The organism is Uliginosibacterium gangwonense DSM 18521, assembly GCF_000373965.1.
GTDB lineage: Bacteria > Pseudomonadota > Gammaproteobacteria > Burkholderiales > Rhodocyclaceae > Uliginosibacterium > Uliginosibacterium gangwonense.
The window spans coordinates 134,229-148,919 of the sequence record NZ_KB892867.1 but is presented as its reverse complement, the minus strand read 5'-3'; the positions used below and the strand labels follow the sequence as shown (position 1 = coordinate 148,919).

The window sequence follows — 14,691 nt, the reverse complement described above, 5'->3', positions numbered from 1 at the left end:
AGTCAACACAAAATTCGCAATCAGCATCATTCTATTTGCTTACGAATTTTTCATAAAGCACACAAACACATGAAGGAAAAATGAAAATCATGCGTTCCATATTTAGACTTGGGGTCAAATCCTCACAAAGTTGTGTCATAGCACTATTGATTGCAGGTGCCGGGTTTGCACAGGCAGCTACGCCAAACACCTCACTCAACGCATCTGTAGCCTTCACGTTTGACAAGCAGAAAAGCACTGCGCCACTGGCAAAGTTCACCCTGACAAACGTCAGCACCCATTCTGTATGGGTACTGAAACGGGAACTCCCCAATAGCCAGTACCTGACAAACAACCAGTTCCGTGTTACACGTGACGGACAGGAATTGTCATACCACGGCATTATGGTCAAGTACGTTGCGCCAACCGCCAGCGACTATGTGGAAATCAAGGCAGGCTCTGCTTATACGGCAAACATCGACATCGCCAAGTTCTATGACATGGAGCGTGGCGGAGACTTCTCCATCAATTTCCGCGCCAACCAGTTGAGTGTGCTCGACAGCGCCCCTGCCTCCCAAGGAGTTGTACGCGCGCGCACCAGAACCGGCATCAATCTGGACGACAGCAAGCATCTGTCCTTCACCGGCGCGCCGGGCACCCTCCAGTTCAAGACTACAGCCACCGCACAATCTGCAATTGCAGCCAGCGCCGTCGTCAAGGCATCTGGCATGACCCTGCAGTTCACCAGTTGCTCCACCTCACGTCAGGCCACCCTCAAAACCGCCATCACCAACGCCACCACCTACAACAACAAGGCAGTTGCGTGGATTAAGGCCAATCCAAAGGGCGGCACACTCTACAACACCTGGTTTGGTGCATACACCGCAACCCGCTTTGCCACCGTCAAGGCGCATTTCGACGGCATCGCCAAAGAATTCGCCAGTCAGACAATCCGCCTGGAATGCGACGACACCAGCGAATACAGCAGCAACATGGCATATGTGCAGCAGAACGACCCCTATCACATCTACATCGGGCGCGGATACTGGGGCGCGGCCGCCACGGGCTATGACTCCAAGGCAGGTACGCTCATCCACGAATCCAGTCACTTCTTCATCAACGGTGGAACAGAAGATTACGTATACGGCCTGCAAGAAGGCAAGGACCTGGCCATCAGCAGCCCGGACAACGCTGTCCAGAATGCCGACAACGTCGAACATTTCGCAGAAAGCCTGTAAGCTTCAGACTTGACGGACACGCACCACTGCAAGCCAAGCTTGCAGTGGTTTTTCCATTTCACATCTGCAGACGTTTTTGTTTGCAAGAGAGAAAATCATGATACGCAAGAGCCTTCAACCCATCATGTTCGGAGCATTGTTGATGTCTGCAGTCGTACAGGCCAAAGTCGCCGACCCCAAGCCTGTGATGGATCATGGCGTGGAATACCGTAGCCACGCCAATTACGTGGAAGCCCGCGTGGTAAAAACCGATCGAGTACTCTGGAAACAGGTCGTCTTTGAACAAGCGTCGGCAGATCAATCCACACCCAATCTCGAACAAGATGTGCAATGGACGATCATCAACGCCCTGAAGCTGCAAAAAGGAAAAATCCGCGTGGAGAACAACAAGGGGCAAGTGTTTTTTCTGGACAAGAAAACAGGGAAATTGCTACCGAAATAGTTGCACCAAACAGGCACCACCGTTTGCAAGCAATCCTGCATGCCATTTGCTGACGACGCCATGCTACGCGGGTTGATGCCCCCCTCCTCCCCTATGGACGGTCAGTGCGGTAGGTTGGGAAAGCCGAAGGCGTCTCCCAACGCTTTTGTCGTAAAATCCACCACATGAAAATTATAGATATGATGAACATATTTGCGGGTGACGCAAATAATGTGTTGTCACAATTTTAGTGCTTGGTTGGCAAGACGGTCTCTACATTTCTCAAGGCATTTCACATGACTACGGATTATCGTTTTTTTGCCAGAATGCCTCATCCAGTGTGAATTCCTGAATGCTTTCGTCCTGACCAGGGTTGTTGAGAACGACGCGCAGGTGAGGGGCGCTGTTTTTAGGGTGGCTGATGATCCAGGAGGCGAGCGTGTGTTCGCGGCCGTTGCGCCAGAGGCTGTTGTTGGGGCCATCATGATGGTCGCGGCTGATCTGGGCGAATTGCTCGGCGGTCAGCGGGCGTGGGGCTTGGGCGAGGAGTTCATTGACACGCGCGAGCCGGGTGGCGCTGCTGCGCCCCGGTTGGTCTTCAAACTGGCCTGCCAGGGCGTCGTCCAGATAGTGGTTGGTGTGGGCAGTGGCACCCTGATCAACGACCTTGTAGCGGAAGCGGCCATCCAGGCCGATTTCGGCAACGAGCAGTTTGTGCGCGTCGGCAATCATGAAAAAGTTGGCGTAGGAGGCCGCGAATATGCGGTCGGCTTGCGGCAGCAGTGCGTCAATGCTGGCAAAGCGGCGCAGAATGTCGATCATGATGCCATGTTTGCCGGACTGGCGCTGACGCGATGCGTTGGGAATATTGCTGGAAGCGGAAACGATGGAGAGCCCCTTCTCATTCACACCCGCCTTGAGCCCCGGTTCGTCGTTACCCTCTGCGTACAGGCCAAAATAGGCATAGCCCTGTGCGGGGCGGACGAGCTTGAGGCTTTGCTGGTGATCGGGCTTCCAGTCCCGGTTCTTGGAGAGGATGGTGCCATCGGCAGCATCGGCCCCGGCAGCCCCCCACAGGGTGCAGGCTTGCGCGTGCAAGGGAAGACTCACCACCAGCACAACAAGGCTCAGGCGAAGTATGGCAGACATGATAATTCCTCCAGCAGACCGATAGAGTGCACGGGGCTTGGCCGCGCCATGCCCGGGCTTTGAGCGCATCGTACCGGAATTCCTTATTGGCGGGCACTGTGCGGTCAGCCACTCCTACAGCCCGCTCCAGCCCCCCGAGAAACAGACATTTCGCCCGAATCTGGCTGCGGCGGCTGCTTTTCCCTCTTCCCGGATGATAACGATCACAAAACAGCAACTTCAACGTAAAAAGTTCAGTCCTGAGCTTGGGCTTAGGATCAATTTGTGTTTATACTGATACAGGTTTACCCTTGGGGTTTTGATGGGCTTGGTGTCTGTTTGTTTTCCTGGCAGCGCCTGAGGCCCGCAGATCCGCAATAACAACATTTTTCAACGTGAGACGCAACGCGTCATCTTCGAGACAAAAGGTACGATTTTCATGAAAATTGCTCTGATCAACGAAAACAGCCAAGCCGCCAAGAACGCCGTGATCGTCAACGCGCTCAAGACTGTTGTCGAACCGCTGGGCCACACCGTGTTCAACTACGGGATGTACGCCGCTGAAGACAAGGCTCAACTCACCTACGTGATGAACGGCCTGCTCGCTGGCATTCTGCTCAACTCCAAAGCTGCTGATTTCGTGGTGACCGGCTGTGGCACCGGGATGGGCGCCATGCTGGCCTGCAACGCCATGCCCGGCGTGTTCTGCGGTCTAGTGATCGACCCCACCGACGCTTTCCTGTTCGGCCAGATCAACGACGGCAACGCCATCTCCATGCCCTACGCCAAGGGCTTCGGCTGGGCCGCTGAACTGAACCTGCAAGACGTGTATCGCAAGCTGTTCGAAGGCGAACGCGGCCTGGGCTACCCCAAGGAACGCGCTGCCATCATGGCCAAGAACCGTGGCATCCTGAAGGATGTGAAGGCCGCATCCTGCAAGGACATGCTGACCGTGCTGAAGGAAGTCGACCAAGACCTGCTCAAGGCCGCCATCGCCGGTGAGAAGTTCCAGGAATACTTCTTCGCCAACTGCCAGGACGACGCCATCGCCGCCTACCTGAAGGGCGTGCTCGCTGCCTGATCCATCCGCTCCGCGCGTTTGATCACATTACAAAGCCCGCAGATGCGGGCTTTGTTGTTTTCGGCGCCTGCTTATCTGCACTGACTTGGTAGAACAGGAATCATCGAGGGGACGCCTTCAGCATCCCACAATGCCCCCCAAACGCGTGCGCAGCAAATTACCCCCTCGGCTACAAGTGATGCGCCTTAAGCGTTGAATCAAGCCTCCTGCTGCAAATCCGCTACCGGATAGAGAAGGCGCCACACCACGCGCCGGATTCAAGCGCCCGTTCAGAATCAATAGCTAGAATCGACAAGCCCTCGCCCCGGAAAACCCCGTACCCTCGCACAGAAACAGCCGGGATGCCTGATCAGCACGTCCGCTGGTTTACCACTAATTACCCAATCTTATTCTTTCATTTAAATTGAAAATGCTAAGATAAATCCATGCACTGATCACAGGAACCAACATGTTCGCAGTTTTTTTCAGGTCTTTGCTTGCAGCTGCATTGCTTTGCAATGCCTGCTGGGCTGGCACAGAAAAGCTGATCGTGACTTTGACCGCTCCGGAAAGCCAAAGCGATCCGCGCCAAGCCTATAACTTCAAACTCATCAAGCTGGCACTCGACGCTACCGCTACCGGTGACGATTATGAAATACGGGTATCTCCGCCCATGAATACAGCGCGGGCCTTGGTCGAAACTTCAAAAAATTCACTTCCCAATCTTTTAGTCATGACGACTTTTACAAATGATTTTCTCGACAAGGGAATTGATTATGTGCATGTTCCAATTGATTTTGGCGTCACCGGGTATCGCATATGTTTTGTATCACCCTTGGCAAGAAAAGCGTTCAGTCAGGTTAATACACTTGATGATCTCAAAGCATTCAACATCGGCCAGGGCGTTGGCTGGGCAGATGTCACGATCTTGCGCTACAACGGCTTGAAAGTCACAGAAGTGGCTAGCTACGAAAGCCTTTTCAACATGGTGGCGGCCAGCCGGATCGACCTGTTCTGCAGGGGCATCAACGAACTTGAACCGGAATTCAAAAAGCATCAAAAAATACGCAATCTGGATTACGATACCCATATCGCTGTGGCTTACGCCCTGCCGCGCTTTTTCTTTTCCAACAAAAGCAATAGCGAAGCCCTACGCAGAATTGAAGCAGGCATGCAGATTGCCTACAAAAACGGAACGATGAAGAAACTCTGGCTTGACGAGTTTCGTGAAGCCCTGGTGTTCGCCAATCTCTCCAAGCGTAAAATCCTATACCTAAGCACCCCAAATATTGATCGAATCGATTTCGACTACAAGCAATACTATCTCAACCCCAAAGAGGTCTATTGACATAGCATTGCGCCCCGCGCACGCAAAGCAGATGAACCAAAAGTACCATCCGATGCAGGCTATCGTTTCAAGTAGTCGCCACGCGTCAGAGGGTGCTACGCTTTTTCAGCCTGCTCCGGGTTACGGCCTTAACTCTGGAGACGGTCGGTCCTCCGCTATTCCGAGATCTTCGCCAGAGATTTTTAACCCCTACACGCGGGCAAACCCCGAATGCCCATCACGATCTAGCTCCTATACTTAAGTAGAGTCCCCTTCTGGTGTCCGGGAGGACAGCATGCGTTTCTCGCAACATGGAGCTCACGTCGTGTACTGGCAGGACCAGATCTGCGTGGTCATCATGCACGGCCCTTTCAACCGTCAAGGCATTCACGATGCTGTGGCCTCAGTCCAGAACGCCTGGCGGCAAGCAGGCAGCCCCATCCGTTGGGCACTGCTGTACGAATTACGCCAGTGGCGGGGAAGCACACCGGAAGGGCTTGAGGAAGCCCAGCAGTTTACAGAATGGGCAGGGCAGCATGGCGTCGTAGCAGTTGCCAAACTGGTCCCGGATCAGTTCATTGTGCGCCTACTCAACGGACAAAGCCTAGAGTATCGCCGAGACACCGCGATTGGCAATTTCTATGATAACCAGAGTGCGCTTGACTGGTTGTCTATGCAGGGATTCGTCACCGAGCACATCTCCGCCCTGCTCCCGGCAGTTCAGGCTACAACACCGACACCAGAGCGGGACGAAAAATTGTAAATCGGATCACCTCGTACGGCGCAGTTCGCTGCGCTCAATGCGCCCTACATCTGTGGGAAAAAAGGCCGCTTGCGCGGCCTTTTTAACAACTCACAACTATATTACTTCGCCATATCCAGCATCAGTTGGTTCATGCGTTTAATGAAGGTGGCGGGGTCGTCCAGGGTGCCGCCTTCGGCGAGCAAGGCTTGGTCGAAGAGGACGTTGGCCCAGTCGTCGAACTTGGCGTCTTCGAGCTTAAGCCGTGTCACCACCGGGTGCCCAGGGTTGATTTCCAGGATCGGGGCGCTTATTGGCACCTCTTGCCCAGCGGCCTTGAGCATGCGGGCGAGATTGGCGCCCATGTCGTTTTCTTCTACCACGAGGCAGGCGGGGCTGTCGGTGAGGCGGTGTGTGACGCGCACTTCTTTCACGCGTTCGCCCAGCGCAGTCTTGACCTTTTCGAGGAACGGCTTGAACTCTTCGGCCTGCTCGGCGACCTTTTTCTTTTCCTCTTCGTCTTCGAGCTTGCCTAGATCGAGGTCGCCCTTGGCAACGGAGACGATCTGCTTGCCTTCGAATTCGGTGAGGTAGCCCACGGCCCATTCATCAATGCGGTCGGCGAGCAACAGCACTTCGATGCCTTTCTTGCGGAAGACTTCGAGGTGGGGGCTGTTCTTGGCAGCATTGAAGCTCTCAGCGGTCACGTAGTAGATCTTTTCCTGACCTTCCTTCATGCGGCCGATGTAGTCCTTGAGCGAGACGCCTTCATCCGCCGTGTCGGTATGGGTGGAGGCAAAACGCATCAGGCCGGCGAGCTTGTCCTTGTTGGCGAAGTCTTCGCCCAAGCCTTCCTTCAACACGCGGCCAAATTCGCGCCAGAAGGCGGCGTAGTCTTCCTTGCGGTTTTCTGCGAGGTCTTCGAGCAGCCCGAGTACGCGCTTGGCGCAGCCACCACGGATGGTGTCGACGTCTTTGCTCTCTTGCAGGATTTCACGCGAGACGTTCAGCGGCAGGTCGTTGGAGTCGATCACCCCACGCACGAAGCGCAGGTAGTGTGGCAACAGTTTTTCCGCATCATCCATGATGAAGACGCGACGCACATAGAGCTTGAGGCCGTGGCGCGGATTGCGGTCCCACAGGTCGAAAGGAGCGCGCTTGGGGATGTAGAGCAGCTGGGTGTATTCGTGGCGGCCTTCCACCTTGGCGTGCGACCAGGCGATGGGGTCATCATAGTCGTGGGAAACGTGCTTGAAGAAGGCCTTGTACTCGTCCTCGGTCACGTCGCTCTTGCTACGCGTCCACAGGGCATTGGCCTGGTTGATGGTTTCTTCTTCATCACTCAGGATGTTTTCGGCTTTTTCCTGATTCCATTCTTCCTTTTGCATCAGGATAGGCTGGATGATGTGATCGGAATACTTGCGGATAACTGAGCGCAGCTTGTAGCCGGAGATCAGGTCGTCTTCACCTTCGCGCAGGTGCAGGATGATGTCGGTACCGCGTATCGCCTTGATGTAGGGTTCGATGGCGTATTCGCCCGCTTCGTCGCCGACCATCGAGCATTCCCACTTCACCCCGGCTTCGGCGCCCTCGCCCGCACGGCGGGTCATGACCGTGACTTTGTCCGCCACGATGAAAGCGGAATAGAAACCGACGCCGAACTGGCCGATGAGGTTGGCGTCCTTCTGCTGGTCACCCGAGAGGCGGGAGAAAAATTCCTTGGTGCCAGACTTGGCGATGGTGCCGAGGTTGGCGATCACTTCGTCACGGCTCATCCCGATCCCGTTGTCGGAAATCGTGATGGTGCGCGTGGTTTTGTCGAAGCGCACGCGGATCTTCAGCTCAGAATCCGTCTCATAGAGCGCGCTGTTGTCCAGGGCCTCAAAGCGTAGTTTGTCACAGGCATCGGACGCGTTGGAAATCAACTCGCGCAAAAAAATCTCGCGGTTCGAGTACAGCGAGTGGATCATCAGGTGAAGCAACTGCTTCACTTCAGCTTGAAAGCCACGCTTCTCGGCGGTGAATTCTGCCCGTTCAGTCATGCGATGTATCCTCCGGTTAGGCACTTTGTTAACATCGGCTCATATGGAGGCTCCCGTTCAAGATTTCAACCCCCTTGCGACACACCGTGCCCAACATGACTCCCGACAAACTTACAACATGAGCACAAGCGCTGCTGCAGGCACACTTGAAACGGGTGGCCCAGCCTCGCGTGAAGAAGCGCACGGAGCCCCTGGCAGTTACACGCACCTGACCTTGTACGTGTTTGGCGCCTTCTTCCTGCTCTCCACCCTCATCGCCATGGGGGTCAGCACCTTGATTCAGCAAGACCGCCTGCGCCAGCGCCACATGCAGGATACGCAGCTTGCCAGCCTGACTCGCGTGTTGCAGGAATACGTTTCACGCACGCTGGATGAGAGTACCCAGTCACTCAAGATGCTGCGCATTGCAGCCGAAACCTTGAACGGGCAGGCCCAGGAACGCCAACGCAAAGGGCTGCAGGAATTGGCAACCCATTCGGTTGCCCAGCATCCGGAAATCGCTGTTTTGGCAATCTATGACCGTGGGCAGAACCATCCGATCATTGCGCGTCGTGCCGAGTTTACCGTGCAGGAACTGCCTTCTCAGCCCAGCGCGCTGGAAATCCCCGGAGGACAGCCATTCCAGGTGCAGCGCCCGATGCAGGACGCCCGTGGCAAGCGCCTTTTGCCTGTCTATCAATTCTGGTCAGGCGCCGGACACAATGAATCCTGGGAGGGGGCCATCGCGCTGATCGATCTGGATTACATCGAATCTTTTTACCAGGATGTGCGCCTGAGCAGCGACGATCGGGTCCATCTGCTCGACAACCAGGGAGGATGCCTGATCAGCTTCCCCTTGCAAGGGGGCCGCCTGGACATTATGCAGCCCATCACAAATCGATCCCTCCACCCTCACCCGGATTTGCCCGGCATCTATCAGGCGAGCTTTGATTTTGAGGGGAAAACACATATCGGTAACTTCAGCCGGATGCAAAACTTTCCATTGATCGTCGGTACATCACGTGCCCAGGCGGTGATGGATGCGGAATTCCTGGAGATGCGCCGCCGTCTGATCTGGGCGGCCAGTGCCTTGTTGGTGGTGCTCGGGGTAATCGCCCTGCTCATCCACTTTGATATGCGCCGCCGCGAACGCTCTCGCCAGACCTTGGGCGAGGTGAATACATCGCTGGAGGAGCGGGTGCAACAGCGCACAGCAGAACTGGAACAATCCAACCGGGAACTGATGGCCTTCAGCTATTCGGTCTCCCACGATCTACGCGCCCCACTTCGGGCGATCAATGGCTTTGCACATGCCTTGAAAGAGGACAACGAAGAACAGCTCGACACCCAGGGCCGGGAGTACCTGGATCGTATCTATCGCGCCAGTGTGCGCATGGGGGAGTTGATCGACGAGTTGCTCAGTCTGGCCAATGTCTCGCGGGCGCCACTCAAATATCAGGCACTGGATCTGGCCGATATCGCCCGTGAAATCGTGGATGATCTGCGCATGGCACACCCGGAACGGCAGGTTGAATTCCAGGCCCCTGAACATCTACCCACCGAGGGAGACGAAGCACTGCTACGCAACGCACTCTCCAACCTTCTTCATAACGCCTGGAAATTCACCCATACCCGCACACCCGCAATGATCAGCCTGAGCGTACAAGAGGATAACGAGGTAATCCGCTACACCCTGGAAGACAATGGGATCGGTTTCGACATGGCCCACGCCAAACGGTTGTTTCAACCTTTCCAGCAACTGCATGCCCACCAGGGGTTTGGCGGCACCGGCATTGGGCTGGCGTCTGTGCGCAGAATCATTGAGCGCCACAATGGCAGCATCCGTGCCGAGGCGCAGCCGGACGCGGGAGCGCGCTTCATCTTCGAACTCCCCCGGCATGCCCGCGTATTGCGTAGGCGCATACGGACGGGCGCTACTCGTAGCGAATATCGATGATGTCCAGTTCGCGCGGCCCGCTCGGGCTCATGAAACGCACCGTATCCCCCAACCGGGCCTTGAACAGCGCCTTGGCCAGTGGAGAGATCCAGCTGATACGCCCTTCGGAAGCATTGGCCTCATCCACCCCCACGATCTGGTAGCTGGCCTCCTCGCCCTCGATATCGCATACCGTGACCGTGGCACCAAAGAAAACCTGCTCCAGATTCTCCTGATCCTTGGGGTCGACAACCGTGGCGGATTCGAGCCGCTTGATCAAAAAGCGGATGCGCCGGTCGATCTCACGCAAACGGCGCTTGCCATAAATGTAGTCACCGTTTTCCGAACGGTCCCCGTTGGAGGCCGCCCAGGAAACAACCGACACCACCTCGGGCCGCTCCACGCGCACCAGACGGTCGAGTTCTTCCTTCAGGACCAGAAAGCCCCGACGGGTGATGTAATACTTGGTTCCAGCCGGGATGGCAGGCGCTTGCACCTGATCGTCGTCGTCCTCGGCATCATCGTCTTTTACAAAAGCCTTGTTCATGCTTCCAAGCATGCCACAGACCGCGCCTGGTGCAAACAGCCCAAGCCTCGGCATTCGGGCATGGAATCTGTTTGTGCTCTACTGGAAAAGACCTCGGCAGCGTGAAGAGAAATCCAAAAAAACGAAAAGCATCCCAGCAGCGCTAGAACACTGATCATGCCCGCACAGCAAGGGCATGATCAGTTTCCAGGGCTGATTTATTGATAGATCGCAGGTTGGGTCATCAGGGCTGAAAAGTGGTCCAGGCACACATCAACATCTGCATCATTGCCCTCTTCATCTTCCGACTGACTCATGACATCGGCCAATTCCTTGCGAAAACGGGCAGCGGTATCCCCGGCAAAAAGCGCACCACGTGCATTGCGCTTGTCAATCACTTCAATTGCATCTACCGAGGGGTAATCAACCACGTACAAAACAGGGGTATTAAGTACGATATGCATGATAGATCTCCGTCAGGTCAGGTCACTCATGTACACACCTCGGACACGGAGTTTTGATCACCCTCTGTTTATCGCCCTTAACTTTGATATCGGGCCGAAACACTTTTTTCTCAAGCCCTAGAGTGTCAGGAGTTGTAACGATTGCTTCGGGCGCCTACGATAAAACCAAGGCTTTCTGTTCCTGCGCAACGCAGAGCAGCACGCTTGAATAACAGATGCTATTCCAACAGGTTCGCTGGAGGCACCCGATGAACGAGATACTAGAAAGTGCAATGAGCCTGCACCAACGCCTGAAAAATCTGCATGCAGAGCATCAAGAGTTGGAGAAAACGATTAATCAACTCTACAAACTCCAGCAGGACGACGATCTAACCCTTCGTCGCCTCAAAAAACGCAAACTCATTGTCAAAGATCGGATCAATCTGATCGAACGCATGATTCAACCGGAGACACTTGCCTGAGACCCTGTTCAAAATCTGTCGCGAGAGGCCGTCAACGGTGTGAAGAACAGCGCATGAGCCCCGATCACGGCCTCGCCGTAAGATTATGAACAGGTTCTGAGTGATACCCACAGCGCTCTGCTACCGCGCCAGCCTTGCAACATGGCAAGAGGCGTTCGTCTGCCATTTGCATGCGGTGGGGCAATGAAATCGCCGTCGTGCATGGCAAGGTGATAAAATTGGAATCAGTTTTTTACATGCAATGATTCTATAATCTTGTGCGGCTACCCTGCCGAAAGTCCAAGCTCTTGCTGGTTTGCCGGGTGAATCTGGCATAACCGGTTTTCATCGTGGCACTCATTCGTGGATAAAGACAGCAAGTTGACTGCACCGTCACCGGGTAAGAATTTAATCGGCTCGCTACGTGGCCTGCTCACTCAGCAGGAGGGCGAAGCCGACGCACAATTGGGCGGACTTTCCGCCTGGGTACAGAGTGTATCGATGGAGCCGCCAGAGCATCTGGTCAAGGGCTTCATCCAGCAGATTACGGCAATTCGTCAGCAGAAACAAAACGTTCGCGCACAACTGCGCCAACTGGAAATCCTGCTCAAAGGTGCAGAGCCGCACCTGTGCGACCTCGAAACCCAACTCAACCAGAGTGTGCTGCCACTGACCACGGAGAGCCGTAACATCGCCACAGCGCTGGACAGCCTGCTCAAAGCGTTCAGCCAAGCCTACCACGAGCTGGCCGAAACACTTTCCAGCAAGTGGTTCCGCGTGCTGCATGCCCGCCAGCAACCTTTGGCAGCGCTGTATACCGCACAGTTGATCCACCGCCGGGCACTGATTGCCTACCGGGTATATTCAAGCGGCTCGGCACAACGCTGGAAACAGTTCCGCAGCTTGTTGCTGATGAATGAAGAAGCGCGCCACGAAAGCCGGGACGAAGCCGTCACCAACTACATCAACGCGCTCGACAAGGTTGTAGCGCAAAGCTGCCTAATGGCGTTGTCAGATCCTTCTACACTCGGGGAGAACGATATCGCCCAGGTGCGCCTCTATACCGAGCGTTACGCGCATCTGGTCAAAATCAGCACCATAGTCCCCACTTTTGAAGCGGACACCACCGGCATTTTTGCGTTTTCCGATAGCGCACGTGGCCCACAACGCCTCAAGCAAGAGCACATCAACAACACACGCTATCATTTTGTAGACACCCGTCCCTTGCTCGCAAAACTGGCCGAGCAGATTCAGGGCCTGCAAGCAGGGCAGCTCCCCTCACGCCTGGGGCTTCCTGGCACAGCCAATGATCCGTCTTACCTGGCCCTGCTCATCCGTTGCCATGAACAATGGTCGGAACCCCGCAAACGCCGCCACTCTCGCAATGGAGTGCGGCCACGCGCCGATCTGGTCTCCGGCTTTGCTGCCGTCTTCCAGTTCGTGGCCCAAAATGCCATGACCCGACGTCGCTCCGATGAAACAACAAACGCCCCTGTGCAGGCACCAACCAGTGAATGGGCCATCATTGATCAAAGCGAAGGTGGCTATGGGCTGCGATTCCTGGCCGGGCAGGCCGGGGTCATCTGTGTAGGTGAAATTGTTGCCCTGCGTTTCAAGGAACGAGCATCGGTTGCCATCTGCATCACCCGCCGGGCACGCAGCATCAGTAGTTCGGAATTTGAAATCGGGCTCGAACTGCTGGCTGAGCGTGCCTTGGCCACTACCCTGCCCGCACATGCCGGAGTGGCTGCGAACAAACCTGCCCCGGTCAGCCCGGCCATCCTGTTACCGCGCATCAACTGCGGACACAAGACGCCAGCCATCGTGGTGCCTTCGGGCCGATCCCGCCAGCCCATCGAAGTGATGGTTCGCAGCAACGGCTCCGCCGTGCGACTATGCTCCAGCAAGGCTTTGGAGCACCTGCATAGTTGTGAGCTGGTCGCCATGCAATTGGCGCCGACCTAAACGCCATATATCCGCGCCATTTTTCACAGGACAGGCATCAGGCTTCGGAGTACCATTCCCGCTCGGTGAAAACGATCACAAAGCGTAAGAGGACTTATGGGCATTGCAGAAGAACTGGTGTCAAACCAACGCGCACTGGCAAGTCTTCCTACCCTCTACTACAAAGTGCGTAGTGCGCTAGCAGACCCTGAGGTCGTCATCCAGGCCTTATCGGACCTGATCAGTACAGACCCCTCGCTTGCCGCTGCGGTTCTGCGCATTGCCAACAGCGCCTTTTACGGTTTCCCGCGCAAGATCGAAACCCTGAGCCGGGCCATCGGCCTGATCGGGCTCAATCAGTTGGGTGACATTGTGCTGGCAAGTACCCTGGCAAGCACCTTCCAGGGTATCCGCCCCCAGAAGATGGATATGGCGCGCTTCTGGCGTGGCAGCATCCGGCGGGCCTTGCTCTGCCGCAGCATGGCACGGCATCTGGGAGAGCGCGACCCGGAGCGCTTTTTCATCCTCGGGTTGCTCTCGGACATGGGGCATCTGGTGCTCTACCAGACGCAACCAGACCTAGCCGCCATCATCCTGGATATGGCCTCGTACTCGCTGAGCGATATTGCCCAAAAGGAACGCGACATGCTGGGCTGCGATTTTGCCGAAGTCGGCGCAGCGCTCATCCTGAAATGGCAATTGCCGGAATCCTTCGCCTGCGTTGTACGTCATCAGCTCAAACCCATCGAGGCTGGCGAACAGGCTGCCGAAGCCGCCCGCCTCAATCTGGCCATCTCGATTGCCGAAGCCCTGGAACGTGGCGAACAGATCAACGCGGCCTGCGCCCCGCTCTGCCCGGATTCGCCAGAACTTTCCGGTGTAGACCTGACGCTGCTTGCCGTGTTCGCAGAAGAGTGCGAATCGCAGTTAGAATCGGTGGTCAGCTCACTCGGATTGTAATTTGCACGCAGCCAACGCCCTCGTGGTGGCTGCGTCTGACCCCATTATGTTCAACCCCAGCCGCGATCAAGCACGCCAATTCTTCATCGAATCCTGGCGCAAGCACCTTGCCCATGAAGCCCTCAGCGCAATGGAATCCATTGCCGCCGAACTGATTGGTCAGCATCCTGAATACCATGCCCTGCTAGGCGACGCCGAGGCTGCGCTCAGGGATTTCCGCCCCGAAGACGGACAGGTCAATCCCTTCCTGCACCTGTCACTGCATCTGGCCATCCACGAGCAGCTCTCGATCAACCAACCTCCCGGCATCCGTGAGGCGTATGACGCCTGCCTGCTCCACCATCAAGGGGACCGTCATGCCGCTTTGCACGATGTGCTGGAAGCCTTGGGTGAGACGATCTGGGAAACCCAACGCAACGGCACGCCGCTGGATGCACTGGCCTACGTGGAACGGGTACGCCAGCGCGCGGGGCGCCACAACTAAATACTTGATGTTGATCTTGCC

General features: G+C 55.8%; 14 protein-coding genes. 10 read left to right on the top strand and 4 right to left on the bottom strand.

Annotated features, from left to right (window positions below):
- Nucleotides 1–89 precede the first annotated feature (89 nt).
- Together B145_RS27885 and B145_RS0122130 are read left to right on the top strand one after the other, a co-directional pair.
- Nucleotides 90–1,217 (top strand): M35 family metallo-endopeptidase, encoded by a 1,128-nt coding sequence (locus B145_RS27885; protein ID WP_157288584.1) that lies wholly within the window; start codon nucleotides 90–92, stop codon nucleotides 1,215–1,217.
- A gap of 97 nt (nucleotides 1,218–1,314) precedes the next feature.
- The gene (locus tag B145_RS0122130; RefSeq protein ID WP_018610317.1) at nucleotides 1,315–1,659 is read left to right on the top strand and encodes a hypothetical protein; all 345 of its coding nucleotides are present in this window, start codon (nucleotides 1,315–1,317) and stop codon (nucleotides 1,657–1,659) included.
- Nucleotides 1,660–1,938: 279 nt separating this feature from the next.
- On the opposite strand, the gene B145_RS0122125 is transcribed toward B145_RS0122130, so the two are convergent.
- A complete protein-coding gene (locus B145_RS0122125) occupies nucleotides 1,939–2,787 on the bottom strand; it encodes a carcinine hydrolase/isopenicillin-N N-acyltransferase family protein (RefSeq protein WP_018610316.1) in 849 nt (282 codons plus the stop codon).
- A gap of 418 nt (nucleotides 2,788–3,205) precedes the next feature.
- Here B145_RS0122125 and B145_RS0122120 point away from each other — a divergent pair, with 418 nt between their 5' ends.
- The 3 genes from B145_RS0122120 to B145_RS0122110 all read left to right on the top strand — a co-directional run bounded on the left by B145_RS0122120 (nucleotide 3,206) and on the right by B145_RS0122110 (nucleotide 5,916).
- Nucleotides 3,206–3,847 carry an RpiB/LacA/LacB family sugar-phosphate isomerase gene (locus B145_RS0122120; protein WP_018610314.1) on the top strand — a complete coding sequence of 214 codons (642 nt, stop codon included), beginning with the start codon at nucleotides 3,206–3,208 and terminating at the stop codon, nucleotides 3,845–3,847.
- Nucleotides 3,848–4,295: 448 nt separating this feature from the next.
- Nucleotides 4,296–5,174, top strand: coding sequence for a type 2 periplasmic-binding domain-containing protein (locus tag B145_RS0122115; RefSeq protein WP_018610313.1), 879 nt, complete (start codon nucleotides 4,296–4,298; stop codon nucleotides 5,172–5,174).
- Nucleotides 5,175–5,448: 274 nt separating this feature from the next.
- Nucleotides 5,449–5,916 carry a hypothetical protein gene (locus tag B145_RS0122110; protein ID WP_157288583.1) on the top strand — a complete coding sequence of 156 codons (468 nt, stop codon included), beginning with the start codon at nucleotides 5,449–5,451 and terminating at the stop codon, nucleotides 5,914–5,916.
- 101 nt (nucleotides 5,917–6,017) lie between these two features.
- Here B145_RS0122110 and htpG read toward each other — a convergent pair whose 3' ends face one another.
- Nucleotides 6,018–7,937, bottom strand: coding sequence for a molecular chaperone HtpG (htpG, locus tag B145_RS0122105; protein WP_018610311.1), 1,920 nt, complete (start codon nucleotides 7,935–7,937; stop codon nucleotides 6,018–6,020).
- 118 nt (nucleotides 7,938–8,055) lie between these two features.
- Here htpG and B145_RS28345 point away from each other — a divergent pair, with 118 nt between their 5' ends.
- Nucleotides 8,056–9,873 (top strand): sensor histidine kinase, encoded by a 1,818-nt coding sequence (locus tag B145_RS28345; RefSeq protein ID WP_169558566.1) that lies wholly within the window; start codon nucleotides 8,056–8,058, stop codon nucleotides 9,871–9,873.
- Here the strand turns inward: B145_RS28345 and greB are convergent.
- Together greB and B145_RS0122090 are read right to left on the bottom strand one after the other, a co-directional pair.
- The gene (gene greB, locus B145_RS0122095; RefSeq protein ID WP_018610309.1) at nucleotides 9,851–10,399 is read right to left on the bottom strand and encodes a transcription elongation factor GreB; all 549 of its coding nucleotides are present in this window, start codon (nucleotides 10,397–10,399) and stop codon (nucleotides 9,851–9,853) included. The two genes, B145_RS28345 and greB, sit on opposite strands and share 23 nt — an antisense overlap.
- Before the next feature lie 197 nt (nucleotides 10,400–10,596).
- Nucleotides 10,597–10,842 (bottom strand): DUF3567 family protein, encoded by a 246-nt coding sequence (locus tag B145_RS0122090; protein ID WP_018610307.1) that lies wholly within the window; start codon nucleotides 10,840–10,842, stop codon nucleotides 10,597–10,599.
- Nucleotides 10,843–11,090: 248 nt separating this feature from the next.
- On the opposite strand from B145_RS0122090, the gene B145_RS0122085 reads away from it, so the two are divergent.
- The 4 genes from B145_RS0122085 to B145_RS0122070 all read left to right on the top strand — a co-directional run bounded on the left by B145_RS0122085 (nucleotide 11,091) and on the right by B145_RS0122070 (nucleotide 14,670).
- Complete coding sequence (locus B145_RS0122085) at nucleotides 11,091–11,303, top strand: YdcH family protein (RefSeq protein WP_018610305.1); 213 nt, start codon at nucleotides 11,091–11,093, stop codon at nucleotides 11,301–11,303.
- A gap of 342 nt (nucleotides 11,304–11,645) precedes the next feature.
- Nucleotides 11,646–13,247 carry a hypothetical protein gene (locus B145_RS0122080; RefSeq protein ID WP_018610303.1) on the top strand — a complete coding sequence of 534 codons (1,602 nt, stop codon included), beginning with the start codon at nucleotides 11,646–11,648 and terminating at the stop codon, nucleotides 13,245–13,247.
- 96 nt (nucleotides 13,248–13,343) lie between these two features.
- Nucleotides 13,344–14,186, top strand: a complete 843-nt coding sequence (locus B145_RS26700) for an HDOD domain-containing protein (RefSeq protein ID WP_018610301.1) — start codon at nucleotides 13,344–13,346, stop codon at nucleotides 14,184–14,186.
- 46 nt (nucleotides 14,187–14,232) lie between these two features.
- Nucleotides 14,233–14,670: a DUF1841 family protein gene (locus B145_RS0122070; RefSeq protein ID WP_026259385.1), complete on the top strand. Its 438-nt coding sequence runs from the start codon at nucleotides 14,233–14,235 to the stop codon at nucleotides 14,668–14,670.
- Nucleotides 14,671–14,691: the final 21 nt, after the last annotated feature.